The organism is Dokdonella sp. (genome assembly GCF_051958935.1).
Taxonomy (GTDB): Bacteria; Pseudomonadota; Gammaproteobacteria; order Xanthomonadales; family Rhodanobacteraceae; genus Dokdonella_A.
The window spans coordinates 52507-65567 of the sequence record NZ_JBQCFP010000127.1 but is presented as its reverse complement, the minus strand read 5'-3'; the positions used below and the strand labels follow the sequence as shown (position 1 = coordinate 65567).

Below are 13061 nucleotides of genomic sequence, written 5' to 3'. Positions count from 1 at the left end.
GCATGCCTCGCCTTCGCCCCGCTTCTGTCGGCCTGACGATCGCGCTGCTTGCACCCGTGGCGTTCGCCGCGACGAAGCGCGGCGTCACCGACGCGGCGCTCGCCGCCGCCGCGCGCTCGGCACGCATCGCCGACGTCGACTACGCGCGAGGCCAATGCGGCGACGAGCGCACCGTCGAGGGCTGGCTCGACGATGCGGTCGGCGACAGCGCAAGGATCACCTGGCGCGGCGGTGCCTGCGTGCTCGCCAACCCGGACAACCCCATCGACGCAGGCTCGAACTGGTGCGGCGGCGCGACGATCGTGCCGAAGAAGGATCCGCAACACGCGGCGAGCATCGAGGTGTATTTCGAGAAGCCCGTGGACGGCAGGCCGGGCCAGGCTTACGCGTTCCGCGCCGTGAACCACGACGTCGACGGCCTCGACTACAAGCGTGACACGCGCTCGTTCGAGATCGGTTACGGCCAGCGCTTCGTCGACGGCTATGCCGCCCCGGAGGACGATTGTGAGTGAACGTCGACGTCCGGCTTCGGCATGGCTCCTCGTCGCGGGCCTGCTCGCGACGTGCGCATTCGCGCAGGACCGCTACGCGGGCCGCTGGACGATCGCACGCGGCGATCCTGCACCATGGGTCGGCGCCGAAGGCGCGGTCGATCCCGCCGAAGTGAAACGCCTCGTCGGCCAGCACGTGACGTTCGAGGCAAAACGCATCCGCGGCCCCGTTCCACTCGGCTGCACGGCGCCGCACTACGTCGTGAAGCACGTGCCCACCGAGGGACTGTTCCAGGGCGGGCTCGCCGAGTACGGCGATCCGGCGCTCGGCGCCGACGCGCTCGCGACGCAGATCGGTTTCGCGGGCCGACCGATCGCCACGCTCGATACCGGTTGCGACGGCGCGATCGATTTCCATGCGACCGGCGACGACGAACTGCTGTTCGCACTCGACAACGTGATCTATCGCCTGCACCGCGACGCCGCTCACGCGACGTCGCCGAGGAAGACGCCGTGACCTGGATCGCCAAACCCACGCTGCACCACCCCGCCCTCGGCTGCAATGCGATCGGCTTCACGCGCCGCGACTACGAAGGCAAGATCTCGACCCTGTGCGCGGGCTGCGGCCACGACTCGATCTCGGCCGCGATCATCCATGCATGCTGGGAACTCGCGATCGAACCGCATCGCGTGGCCAAGCTCAGCGGCATCGGCTGCAGCTCTAAGACGCCCGACTATTTCCTCGGCCAGTCGCACGGTTTCAACACCGTGCACGGGCGCATGCCGTCGGTGCTGACCGGCGCGAACCTCGCCAACCGCGACCTCATCTACCTCGGCGTGTCCGGCGACGGCGACTCCGCCTCGATCGGCATGGGCCAGTTCGTGCACGCGATCCGCCGCGGCGTGAACATGGTGTACATCGTCGAGAACAACGGCGTGTACGGCCTCACCAAGGGCCAGTTCTCGGCGACCGCGGACCAGGGTTCGGTGTCGAAGAAGGGCGTTGCCAACACCGATTCACCGATCGATCTCGTCGGCCTCGCGATGCAGCTCGGCGCGAGCTTCGTCGCGCGCGGCTTCTCCGGCGACAAGCAGCAGCTCGTGCCGATCATCAAGGCCGCGATCGCACACCGCGGCGCCGCCTTCATCGACGTGATCAGCCCGTGCGTCGCGTTCAACAACCACGCGGGCAGCACCAAGAGCTACGAGTACGTGCGAGAGCACAACGACGCGGTCAACCGCCTCGACTTCATCGAACCGCGCGCCGAGATCGTCACTGCGGTCGCGCCCGGCGACGTCGTCGAAGTCGAGCAGCACGACGGCAGCGTGCTGCGCCTGCGCAAGCTCGACGCGAGCCACGACCCGACCGACCGCGTCGCCGCGATGGACTACATCAATGCGCACCAGGCGAAGGGTGAAGTGGTGACCGGCCTGCTGTACGTCGACAGCACCGCGCACGACCTGCACGGACACCTCAATACCGTCGCGACGCCGTTCAACACGCTCGACGCGAAGGCGCTGTGTCCCGGCGTGATTACGCTCGACAAGATCAACGCTTCGCTGCGCTGAGCGATGGACCTCTCGGCGTACTTCGCCGCGCCGGCGTACTGGCCCGATGGTTACCCGCTGGAGGCGATCGACGCGAACGGTCGCGCGCTGCGTGCAGGCCAACGCGTTCGCATCGAGATGATGCCGGCCGGCCTGCTGAAGGACCTGCCGGAGGACGACGTCGCACGTCTTCGCGCGCTCGAGGGCAAGCCACTACCCATTCTCGGCTTCGATGCGTATGGGCACGTATGCTTCGGCGATGGCGCACCCTGGTTCAGCGTGCGTCCCGATGAAGTGGTTGCGCTGGCGGACGAAGATCCGTGGTAGGCGGCCGGCCGCAAGCAGGGCGGATCAAGGCGCACCGCGCCGACTGCGCCGCAGGAGCGGCGCGAATGGCCAAGCCAGGCCCGGAGGGGCGCAGGACAGGGTGCTCCGTCATCTGCCACGGCACGGTCGATCCGGCGTACGGCCACCCTCTCCAACAGCCAATGCGCGCGACGCATGTGCTCAGCGCAATTCACAGAAGCAGTGCGCGAACGCGCCATATCGCTTGCCACGCAGCGACTCGATCGTCGCCGCGGCCTGCTGGAGTTCAGTGCGGTCGAACATGCCGACGGGCAGGCGGACGCCGGTCCAGCGCGCGACGCGCACCATCGCTTCGCTGTCGCTGAAACTCAGCGCGAGACGCTCCCACGTGCTCATTTGGCGCTCGATGTAACGCACCTGGTAATTGCTGCCGAGCTTCGCGCGCGATGCCGCCGCCGCGATCGCGTCGTCGAGGCCGCCGAGCTTGTCGACGAGGCCGCGTTCCTTCGCCTGCGCGCCGCTCCACACGCGCCCCTGCGCGATCGCATCGATCTCTTCGGGCGTCTTGCCGCGCGCCTGCGCGACCTTGCCGATGAATTCGCCGTAGCCGCGCCGGATCACGCTCGTGATGATCGCTTCGAGCTGCGGCGACAGCGGCCGGCGGATGTCGAGCGTCCCCGCCAGCGGCGTCGTGCCGACGCCGTCCGTGTGGATGCCGAGCTTGGCGAGCGTGTCCGGTACGGTCACGACGAGGCCGAAGATGCCGATCGAACCCGTGATCGTGTTCGGCTCGGCCCAGATCTCGTCGCTCGCCATCGAGATCCAGTAACCGCCGCTCGCGGCGACGTCGCCCATCGACACGACGACCGGCTTGCCGGCTTCGCGCGCCTGCGCGAGTTCGCGCCGGATCAGCTCGGACGAATAGGCATCGCCTCCCGGCGAGTTCACGCGCAGCACGATCGCCTTGACGCCGTCGTCCTCGCGCGCCGCGCGCACGAGCTGCGCGGTCGACTTGCCGCCGACCATGCCCGGCGGCCGTTCGCCCGGGACGATCTCGCCCTGCGCGACGATGACCGCGACGTCGCTGGCGACGTGCGGCAGGTTCGACGGCGCGAGCGTCGCCAGATACTGGCGGAAGCCGACCTGGCGGAATCCCTCCTCACCTTCGGCGGCGCCGAGCGAACGCAACTGTTCGCGCGCTTCGGCACGCGTCGCGAGCTGGTCGACGAGCTTCTGCTCGAGCGCGAGCCTGGCGAGGTCGCCCCCGCTCGCGGCGACGCGCGCGTCGTAGTGCGCGATGTCGTCCGCGATCGCCGCCGCGTCGATCTTGCGCAGCGCGGCGACCTCGTCGAGGTACTCCTGCCAGATGCCGCCCATCCAGTACGCATCGGCCTCCTTCGCCGCGTCGGACGCCTGGTTCATCACGTACGGTTCGGCTGCCGACTTGAACGTGCCGACCTTGATCAGGTGCACCTCGACGCCGAGCTTGTCGAGTGCGTCCTTGTAGTAGCTGCGGTAGTTCGCGAAACCTTCGAGCAGCACCGCGCCTTCCGGATCGAGCAGGATGCGGTTCGCGTGCGCGGCAAGCAGGTATTCGTTCTGCCCCATGCCGCCGGACACCGCGATGACCTCCTTGCCGCTCGCCTTGAAGCGATCGAGCGCGGCGCCGAGTTCGCGCGCGGTGGCGAGGCCGAGCCCGGTGATCTCGTCCGGGATGAGCACGATGCGTTCGATGCGCGCGTCCTTCGCCGCGGCGTCGATTGCGCGCAGCAGGTCGCGCAGTTGCACCTCGGGCGACTCGTTGCCGGCGATGCTCGACAGCGCGCGCTGGGTCGGATCGGTCGAATACTGCTCGACGATCGCGCCGCTCGGGTCGAGCACGAGCGCGGTGCGCGGCGCGAGCAGCGGGCGCGATGCGAAGAACGCGCCGAAGAACGCGAGCAGCAGGGCGAGGAAGATCAGGTTGAAGACGAGACGGCGCGTGAAGTTGAGCGCGTCCCAGAGTCCGCGGAAGAAGCGGCGGATCACGCCGGGCTGGCTGGGCATTGCGATTCCTCGATGTCGAGCGACTCGACAGGCATGGCGCCAGCCTACCGCATCCGCTGCGGCATGGCGCCTGCGTCACTGCCGCATGGGCGGATCGGCGCCCGGCAGCGTCGCCGCGGCGCATGGCGATGCGTAGCCCGCGCCGCTGGTCAGTGGAACGCCCGCGGCAGTGACGTGCCGCCGGACATCCCGGGCAGCGGTCCGCGCGCGAGTTTCCAGAAGCGCCACGACAACAGCAGCGCGGCCATGCTGAGTCCCGCGATCAGGCCCATCCACATGCCGCGCGCGCCGAGTCCGTGCGGGAATGCGAGCCACCAGCCGACCGGCATGCCGACACCCCAATAGGCGAATGTCGTGATGAACATCGGGATGCGCGTATCCTTGAGCCCTCGCAGCGCGCCGTTCGCCGCGACCTGGATGCCGTCGGAAAACTGGAACAGGCCGGCCAGCACGAGCAGTTGCGCGGCGAGCGCGATCACCGCGGCGTCCTCGGTGTAGAGCATCGCGATCGGGCGCGGCAGCAGCAGCATCGCGCCGGCCGACACGGTTTGCGCGACCAGGGTGAGGCCGATGCCGACGAGGCCGGCATCGCGCACGCCCTGCGCGTCGCCGCGGCCGACCGCGTGGCCGACGCGCACGGTCGTCGCCATCGCAAGCCCGAGCGGCACCATGAAGGTCACCGAAGCGACGTTCAGCGCGACCTGATGGCCGGCGACGACCTCGGTGCCGAGCGTGCCGATCACGAGGGCGACTGCGACGAACAGGCTCGCCTCCATGAACAGGGACACGCCCATCGGCACGCCGATGCGCAGCAATTCGGCGAGGGCGCAGCGGTTCGGCGGTTCCCAGCGCGCGAATAGTTGCAGATCTCGGTAATGGCGGCTGCGCATGACGTAGGTGGCGAACGCGAGCATCTCGAGCCAGAGCACGAGCGCGGTCGCCATGTCGCTGCCCTGCGCGCCGAGCGAAGGCACGCCCAGGCGGCCGTACATCAGGACGTACCCGATCGGCCCGAGCAGGAGCAGGCCGAGGCCACTGAAATACATCGTCGGACGGGTCAGGCCGATGCCTTCGCCGAGCCCGCGCAAGGTGAAGAACAGGGCAAGCGCGGGCGCGCCCCACGCGACCGCGTGCAGGAAACGGATCACGTCGGGCACGAGCTCGGCGTCGATGCCGATGCGCGCGACGAGCACGGCGCCGCCCTCATGCACGGCGACGCCGAGGACCAGGCCGAGCGCGAGCGCGAGCCACACCGCTTGGCGGAACAGCGGTCCGATCGCTTCGCGCCGGCCGGCGCCGGCGAGCTGCGCGACCGACGGCGGCAATGCCATCATCACGCCGATCGCGGCGACGATGGCGAGTGTCCAGACGCTTGCGCCGACCGCGACCGAACCGAGCGTATGCGCGTCGAGGTGACCGGCGAGCAGCGCGTCGATGAGGTTCATGCCGATCGCGGACAACTGGCCGAGCACGAGCGGCACCGCGAGGCGCAGCGTATCTTTCAGCTCGCGCGCGAGACGCGGCCGGTGGCGATGTAAAATGGTCGGCATCGGGGAACCTGTGCGCGGCATCTTAGCCGAGCGCGTGCGACTCCGCCCGCCGCGCGACGCGGCGCCGCCCCTTCGAACGACGGAGCCCGCGCGACGCATGAACGAGGAAGAAGCCACCCCGACGGCCGCCGCGCAGCCGGCCGTCAGCACGCCATCGACGCCGGCCGCGCCGGCCAAGCACTGCGGCAATTGCGGCGCGCCGATGCATGGCCCGTTCTGCTACGCCTGTGGCCAGCCCGAGAAGGGCATGATCCGCCACCTCGCGAGCGTGATGGCCGACGTCGCAGACACGATCTTCAACGTCGATTCGCGCATCTTCCGCAGCATCCTGCCGCTGTACTTCCGGCCGGGCTTCCTCACCAACGAGTATTTCGCGGGCCGGCGCACGCGCTACGTGACGCCGTTCCGGCTATTCTTCTTCCTCTGCGTGATTTCGTTCTTCGCGATCCAGTTCAGCCTCGACCTCGACGACAGCACGTTCAATTTCGTCGGCGAAGGCACCACCGGCGGCATCGAGCGCGCCCAGTCGGCGGCCGAGGTGGACACGCGCCTGCAGGCCGCGCTGGAGGGCCTCGCGACCTCGCGGGCAGCCACCGGCAACCGCGCCAAGGCCGTTGCCAAGCTCGACCGGGCCGAAGCAGACGTCAGGCGCAAGGCCGAGCAGCGGCGTAGCTGGCTCAAGCGTCGCGACGACGCCGTCGCCGCCGGCCGCGCAGCGCCGCCGGACCCCGACGTGGATGACGAGGACATCGGCACGCTGTCGATCGACGGCACGCCGTGGGATCCAGTCGAACATCCGATCGCGATCGGATGGCTGCCGGCGTTCGCCAACGCCAAGCTCAACTCGATGGCGCAGCACGCGAAGGACAACATCAACGCCGCGCGCAAGCATCCGAGCGAGGCGGTCGGGCGCCTGTTTTCGGTACTGCCGCAGACGCTGTTCGTGCTGATGCCGCTGTTCGCGTTGCTGCTGAAGATCGCTTACATCTTCAAGCGGCGGCTGTACATGGAACACCTCATGGTCGCGCTGCACAGCCACGCCTTCATCTTCATGTCGCTGCTCGTCATCGTGACGCTGCACCTGCTGAGCGGCTGGGCCACGACCGGCGCGACGTGGGCGGTGCCGGTGTTGAACCTGCTGCGCGCTGCCGCGTGGACGTGGCTGCCGATCTACCTGTTCCTGATGGCCAGGCGCGTCTACCACCAGGGTTGGTTCATGACGACCTTCAAGTTCTGCCTGGTGGGCTTCTGCTACCTGTTCCTGCTCGGCTTCGGCCTCGCCGGCGCCGCGATCGCAAGCCTCACGATCGTATAGGGCGGGTCGAGCCGCGCAGCGGCGAGTCCCGCCGGAGTACCGCGGCCCGAGCCGCGGCGCGCGCGATGCGCGCATCGCCCTGCACGCACGCGCGCCGCGGGGACCGGCAGGGGTCGGACGCAGCGGCGCGAATGCACGTCACGTATTCGCGCGACCGCAAGTCCCATCGGGTTCGAGCGGAGCGGCCTGCGGTGCGCGGTGGGACGCGCGGTCGTGTGCCCCGCCTGCGTCCCGCCTTACGGCGGTGACGACGGCAGCGCCGCGATGAAGTCGCTGCGTTGCGCCGGGGTCATCGCGAGCAGGCGCCGGCGCAAGTCGGCGCGCGCGTCGACCGACAGCGACTGCGCATGGCGCCGCAAGGTATGGCGCTGGTCGAGCGTGAGCGACTGCCACATCGCGCGCAGTGCCGGGCGCTGTGCGGGCGGCACGTCGGCGAGCAGGCGGCGCCAGCCATCGGCGCGGCGTTCGGCCTGCGCGCCGGCGACGAAGGCACTCCGCTCGGCCGGCGACATCGCCTCGTAGCGCTCGCGCAGCGCGGCACGCCGTTCCGGCGGCAGCGCGCGGAAGCGGCGAAACGCCTCGCGCAGCTCCTGCTGCTGGTCGGGCGGCAGTCGTTTGAATTTTTCGTAGCGCTCGGCGAGATCGCTGCGCTGCTCGGGCGTGAGCGACGCCCACCGCGCGATGCGCCGCTCGATCACCGCGCGCCGGAGCGCCGTAGCCGCCTGCCAGCGCGCGGCAACGTCGCGCAGACGCTGCTGCGAGCGTGGCGCCAGCGCGGTCCACTGCGCCTGCATCGGCGCGAGCACGCGCTGCTCGGTGGCGTCGAGCTGCGACCACTCGGTGCGCGCCGGCTCCGCCGGCACCGTCGCGGGCGGCTCGGCGGCGCTCACGCTGCCGCACGCGAGCACCGCGGCGAGCAGCAGGCGCAGCAGCGGGCGCGCGTCAGCCGTCGACGTCGTGTTGCTGGGCATCGAGCCAGGCATAGAAGTCCAGATCCTCGGTGAGTTCGAGACTGTCGTCGTCGGCGGCCAGCACGTCCAGCGTACCGCCAGCGGACACGGAGGCATGCTCCGCTGGCAGCTGCGGTGCGGGCGCGGAGCCGCGGCGATGGCCGACGCCGAGCGCGAGTACGAGCGCGCCCGTGATGGCGAGCGCGAGACCGACGCGCCAGTGGCGCCGATGCGGCTGCGCGAGCGCGGCGTGGCGCGCACGGTTGAGACGCGACAGCGTCGCCGCATCGAGCGACTCGGCCGATTGGTCGAGCAAGGCGAGCGAGCGCTCGAGCCAAGGGTCGCGCGGCGGTGTGTTCATCGGTGCGGCTCCAGGCGGTTGCGCAGGTTGGCGAGTGCGCGCGACAGATGGGTCTTGACGCTGCCTTCGCTGCAGCGCATCGCGCTCGCGGTGGCGGCGACGTCGAGCCCCTCCCACAGGCGCAGCAGGAACGCCTGGCGCTGGCGCAACGGCAACGCCTGCAACGCGGCGGCTAGGGCGAGCGCCGCCTCGCCGTCGGCCAGACGGGCGAGCGGGCCAGGCTCGCGCGCATCCGGCACGGCCGCGAGCGGATCATCGCCGTCCTCCTCGCGCCGGTCGAGCCAGGTGAACCAGCGCCCGCGCACACGCTGGCGCCGATGCCAGTCATGGATGCGACTGTCGAGCACGCGCCAGAACAGGGGCGGCCATTCCGCGGCGTCGCGTGCGCCGTAGCTGCGCACGAAGCCGAACATCGCGTCCTGCACGAGGTCGATCGCCTCCTCGCGCTGGCGCGTGGCGAGTTCCGCCATGCGCAGCGCGCGCCGCTCGACCGAGCGCAGGAAACGTTCGATCGCGCGCGAATCCTCGAGCTGCCCGGCGTCGTCGGTCATGCGCTCGTCGGGAATCGCCATCAGGGAAGCAGGAAGCATCGTGCGGCGGCCTTTCCGGGGGCTTTCGTGACCCTCCAACGCACGCGCAGCGGATCCGTTGACGGCGCGTTCGCCGCGGCATTCGAGGAACGACAGCGCGCTCCGGTGTCAAGCGGTTGTACACAGCCGTGCGCGAGCGGCGTCGGGATGCTGCACAAGCACGCACGAATCCCGCAGCGGAACCGGCAGGCGCGCGTAACGCATTGAATGCAAAGGCGCATTACAGATTGATTAAACTTTCACCAACCCGTATCGCACGGCTTGGTTTCGCGCCTCGCACAGGGCTCGCGGCGCAGTGATCCACAGAGTTATCCACATAGGTTGTGGATAAGCGGGTTTTCCCCGCTGCCGTGGTGACTTAGGGTGTTTTTCTGATAGTTACGTGAGAAACCGACGGCAAGCGGGCCGGCATGCTGCGCTCGCCCGGACTACACTGCATCCTGCGCGGGTTTTCCGCCTTCCACCGGCCATGACTTCGATCCTGCGCGTCGCCCTGCCCGTGCCGTTGCACACGCTGTTCGATTACCGGGAAGGCGCCACGGTGGCGCCGGTCGGCAGCCGCGTGTGCGTACCGTTCGGCCGGCGCGAGCGGGTCGGCATCGTCGCCGAGCGCGTCGACGCCTCCACGCTCGACGATGCGCGCCTCAAGGTCGCAGGCGACGTGCTCGACGAGGAGCCGCTGCTCGGCGGCGAGCTGCTCGCGACCCTGCGCTGGGCCGCGCGTTACTACCAGCACCCTCTCGGCGAAGTACTGTTCGCGGCGCTGCCGACGAGCCTGCGCAGCGCGCGCGCCCTGCCGGCGGCGGGTATCGCCGCGGCCGAGCTCACGCCCGCCGGCCGGGACGCGCTCGCGGGCGGCGTCGCGCGCCGCGGCACGCGCGTCGCCGCGCTGCTCGAGGCGCTCGCGGCGGGCGCGCTCGCGACCGTCAGGCTCGATGCACTCGCCGGTGCCGCCGCGCGGCGCAACGCGCTCGCGCGCGGCTGGATCGTGGCGTGCCGCCTCATGGCACCGGCCCGCGCCGCCCCGGGTGTCGCAGGTCCGCCGCTCAACGAAGCGCAACGCGCGGCCGCGCAGGGAGTGATTCGCGCCGCCGGCGGGTTCGCTCCGTTCCTGCTCGACGGCGTCACCGGCAGCGGCAAGACCGAGGTGTACCTCGAGATCATCCGCGACTGCCTCGCGCGTGGCCGCCAGGCGCTCGTGCTCGTGCCGGAAATCGCGCTGACGCCGCAGGCGCTGCGTCGTTTCCGCGAACGCCTCGGTGTCGAAGTCGCCGCCCTGCACTCCGGCCTCGGTGAGGTCGAGCGCGCACGCGCCTGGCTCGCCGCCGCGCGCGGCGAGGCGCCGCTCGTGCTCGGCACGCGTTCGGCCGTGCTCGTTCCGCTCGCGCGGCCCGGCGTCATCGTCGTCGACGAGGAGCACGACGCGTCGTACAAGCAGCAGGAAGGCTTTCGCTACCACGCGCGCGATCTCGCGCTCGTGCGCGGCAAGGCACTCGGCATCCCGGTCGTGCTCGGCTCGGCGACGCCGTCGCTGGAAAGCCTCGCCAACGCCGATGCGCAACGCTACCGGCAGCTGCGCCTGGACGAGCGCGCCGGCAACGCGCGGCCGCCGGCGCTGCGCGTGATCGACTTGCGCCGGCAACGCCTGCAGCACGGCCTCGCGCAACCTGCGCTCGAGGCGATCGGCGCCTGCCTCGCGCGCGGCGAACAGGTGCTCGTGTTCCGCAACCGGCGCGGCTATGCGCCGGTGCTGCTCTGCCACGACTGCGGCTGGAGCGCGCGCTGCCCCGACTGCGAGCGCGCGCTCACCCTGCACAAGCGCGAACACCGCCTGCGCTGCCATCACTGCGGCCACGAGGAGCGCGTGCCGAATGCGTGCCCGTCGTGCGCCGGGCTCGCACTCCATGCGCTCGGCGAAGGCACCGAGCGACTCGAGGATGCGCTCGGCGCGCAGTTCCCGGACGTGCCGGTGGTGCGCGTCGACCGCGACACGACGCGCGGGCGGCGCCTGCGCGACGCGCTGCTCGACAGCCTGCCGGAAGCGGGCGCGCGCATCCTCGTGGGAACGCAGATGCTCGCCAAGGGCCACGACCTGCCGCATCTCACGCTGGTCGTCGTGGTCGGCGTCGACGAAGGGCTCTACAGCGTCGACTTCCGCTCCGGCGAGCGCCTCGGCCAGCTGGTCGTGCAGGTCGCCGGGCGCGCCGGGCGCGCCGATCGTCCCGGCACGGTGATCCTGCAGACACACGACCCCGCGCATCCGCTGCTCGAGGTCCTGCTCAACGGCGGCTATCGCGCGCTCGCCGCGCGCCTGCTCGACGAGCGTCGCGACGCCGGCCTGCCGCCGTACGTGCAGTTCGCGCTGCTGCGCGCGGAGGCGCCGCAGCAGGACCTGCTCGACCGCTTCCTGCGCGCGGCCGCTGCGGCCGCGCCACGCGCGGCCGGCGTGACCCTGCATGGGCCGCTCGCCGCGCCGATGCCGCGCCGTGCCGGCGCGTGGCGCGCGCAGGTTCTCGCCGAAGCCGGCGAGCGCACGGCGTTGCAGGCATTCCTGCCGCCGTGGCTAGATGCGGTGCGCGCGCTGCCGGACGAGCGCCGCGTGCGCTGGTCGATCGACGTCGACCCGGTCGATCTCTATTGAGCGGGCGCCGCGCGCGTTCAATGCACGCGCAGCGGACCGAAGCCGTCGAAGCCGTCCGCGAAGATCCAGTCGTCCTGCTCGACCTGCACGACCGCGCGCCGTCGCTGGTATTCGGCGTCGAGGCCGTTGAGCAGCAGGGTGCGCCCGTCCGGGGTAACGCCGACGACCAGCAGGTCGACCCAGTCGGCGGCGCCGAACTCGATGCCCCAGTCGGCGAGGAAGGCGGTGATGTCGTGCGGGCCGTCGGCGGCGGTCCAGTAGAAGCCGTGGTTGGTCGGACCCAGATTCGGATCGAACACGACATAGCTGCCGACGACGACGTTGCCGTCCTCGCTCGATTCGAACGCGTAGGTCACCGCGCCGGCCTGCGCGCCCTCGGGCAGGTCGAGGTACTCGATGCCCGTGCCCGCGCGCCAGCGCCACGCACGCGGGTCGCCCATGCCGTTTTCGACGCCGGCACCGACGATGACCGAGCAGTCGCTGTTGCAACCGATCACCTGGCCGACGCGCTGGCCTTCCGCGTCCGTGATCCAGCTCGGCACGCCGTCGTCCCAGCGCATCGCGTAGCGGGTGAAATCGCCCGACGAGGTCTGGCCGAAGCCGGCGACGACGTGACCGTCGTTCGATGCGGCCCATGCCTGCGCGCTGAACGCGTCGGCCGGCAGCGCGAGCCGCACTTGGCCGCCCGCCGCGGTCCACATCCATGGCAGCTGGGGCCACGGACCTTCCGCCGGCGGCACGGCCGGCTCGGCGGCTCCGGTCAGCACGTGGCCGTCGGAGGAGATGCCGAACACCGACGCGCTGCCGAGCTCGGCGCTCGCGCCCGTGATGCGCGCCCAGTCGGTGCCGCCGGTCCACAGTTCCGGCGCGGCCACGGGCGCCTCGCCGCCCTCGTCGAAATAGCCGGTGGTCGCGATCACGTCGCCGTACTTCGACATGAGCGGCGTGACATTGTCGAGCGTGAACGTGAGGCCGCCACCGAGCACCTCCGGCGCGGCACCCGGCTGCCAGCGCACGACGAGGCCGTCGGGATAGGCGACGCCGATGACCGTGCCATCGGCCGCGATGTTGGTCGCGCCGGTGACCGCGTAGCCATCGGGCGCGGGCAGTTCGGCAAGCGTGACCGAATCGGCCATGGCGGACGCGCTGCACAGCAGCAGCGCCGCGCAGAGCGGACGCAGGAACGGGCGGACGGGCGGCGGTGACGCGATCATGGAACGGCTCCGGCAGTCGATGGTGGACCCGAGCTTCCGTGCGCCCCGA

At 70.8% G+C, this 13061-nt stretch carries 12 protein-coding genes; 6 read left to right on the top strand and 6 right to left on the bottom strand.

All coding sequences use genetic code 11. The features are described 5' to 3' along the window. The first annotated feature begins 2 nt into the window (after positions 1–2). The 4 genes from ACTHK2_RS12275 to ACTHK2_RS12260 are packed head-to-tail and all read left to right on the top strand — an operon-like array spanning position 3 to position 2366. Entirely contained in the window at positions 3–512 is a 510-nt protein-coding gene (locus tag ACTHK2_RS12275) for a hypothetical protein (RefSeq protein ID WP_440246004.1), read from the top strand. After that, positions 505–1008 carry a hypothetical protein gene (locus ACTHK2_RS12270; protein WP_440246003.1) on the top strand — a complete coding sequence of 168 codons (504 nt, stop codon included), beginning with the start codon at positions 505–507 and terminating at the stop codon, positions 1006–1008. The genes ACTHK2_RS12275 and ACTHK2_RS12270 overlap by 8 nt, the downstream gene beginning before the upstream one ends. Continuing rightward, a complete protein-coding gene (locus ACTHK2_RS12265) occupies positions 1005–2060 on the top strand; it encodes a 2-oxoacid:ferredoxin oxidoreductase subunit beta (RefSeq protein ID WP_440246002.1) in 1056 nt (351 codons plus the stop codon). Before ACTHK2_RS12270 ends, ACTHK2_RS12265 begins: the two co-directional genes overlap by 4 nt. A gap of 3 nt (positions 2061–2063) precedes the next feature. After that, entirely contained in the window at positions 2064–2366 is a 303-nt protein-coding gene (locus ACTHK2_RS12260; protein WP_440246000.1) for a hypothetical protein, read from the top strand. Positions 2367–2546: 180 nt separating this feature from the next. On the opposite strand, the gene sppA is transcribed toward ACTHK2_RS12260, so the two are convergent. Together sppA and ACTHK2_RS12250 are read right to left on the bottom strand one after the other, a co-directional pair. Beyond that, a complete protein-coding gene (sppA, locus tag ACTHK2_RS12255; RefSeq protein ID WP_440245999.1) occupies positions 2547–4391 on the bottom strand; it encodes a signal peptide peptidase SppA in 1845 nt (614 codons plus the stop codon). A 149-nt stretch (positions 4392–4540) separates the two neighbouring features. Next, the gene (locus ACTHK2_RS12250) at positions 4541–5941 is read right to left on the bottom strand and encodes an MATE family efflux transporter (RefSeq protein WP_440245998.1); all 1401 of its coding nucleotides are present in this window, start codon (positions 5939–5941) and stop codon (positions 4541–4543) included. Positions 5942–6038: 97 nt separating this feature from the next. On the opposite strand from ACTHK2_RS12250, the gene ACTHK2_RS12245 reads away from it, so the two are divergent. Next, a complete protein-coding gene (locus ACTHK2_RS12245; RefSeq protein WP_440245997.1) occupies positions 6039–7256 on the top strand; it encodes a DUF3667 domain-containing protein in 1218 nt (405 codons plus the stop codon). A 236-nt stretch (positions 7257–7492) separates the two neighbouring features. Here the strand turns inward: ACTHK2_RS12245 and ACTHK2_RS12240 are convergent, their stop codons facing one another. Genes ACTHK2_RS12240 through ACTHK2_RS12230 form a run of 3 tightly spaced genes read right to left on the bottom strand, consistent with a single transcriptional unit; the run spans position 7493 to position 9157 of the window. Then, positions 7493–8227: a DUF3106 domain-containing protein gene (locus ACTHK2_RS12240; protein ID WP_440245996.1), complete on the bottom strand. Its 735-nt coding sequence runs from the start codon at positions 8225–8227 to the stop codon at positions 7493–7495. After that, positions 8199–8567, bottom strand: coding sequence for a hypothetical protein (locus tag ACTHK2_RS12235; RefSeq protein WP_440245995.1), 369 nt, complete (start codon positions 8565–8567; stop codon positions 8199–8201). Before ACTHK2_RS12235 ends, ACTHK2_RS12240 begins: the two co-directional genes overlap by 29 nt. Beyond that, positions 8564–9157 (bottom strand): RNA polymerase sigma factor, encoded by a 594-nt coding sequence (locus tag ACTHK2_RS12230; protein ID WP_440245994.1) that lies wholly within the window; start codon positions 9155–9157, stop codon positions 8564–8566. The genes ACTHK2_RS12235 and ACTHK2_RS12230 overlap by 4 nt, the downstream gene beginning before the upstream one ends. Positions 9158–9626: 469 nt before the next feature. On the opposite strand from ACTHK2_RS12230, the gene ACTHK2_RS12225 reads away from it, so the two are divergent. Beyond that, positions 9627–11798: a primosomal protein N' gene (locus tag ACTHK2_RS12225; protein ID WP_440245993.1), complete on the top strand. Its 2172-nt coding sequence runs from the start codon at positions 9627–9629 to the stop codon at positions 11796–11798. A gap of 17 nt (positions 11799–11815) precedes the next feature. Here ACTHK2_RS12225 and ACTHK2_RS12220 read toward each other — a convergent pair whose 3' ends face one another. After that, positions 11816–13012: a hypothetical protein gene (locus ACTHK2_RS12220; protein WP_440245992.1), complete on the bottom strand. Its 1197-nt coding sequence runs from the start codon at positions 13010–13012 to the stop codon at positions 11816–11818. Positions 13013–13061 lie beyond the last annotated feature (49 nt).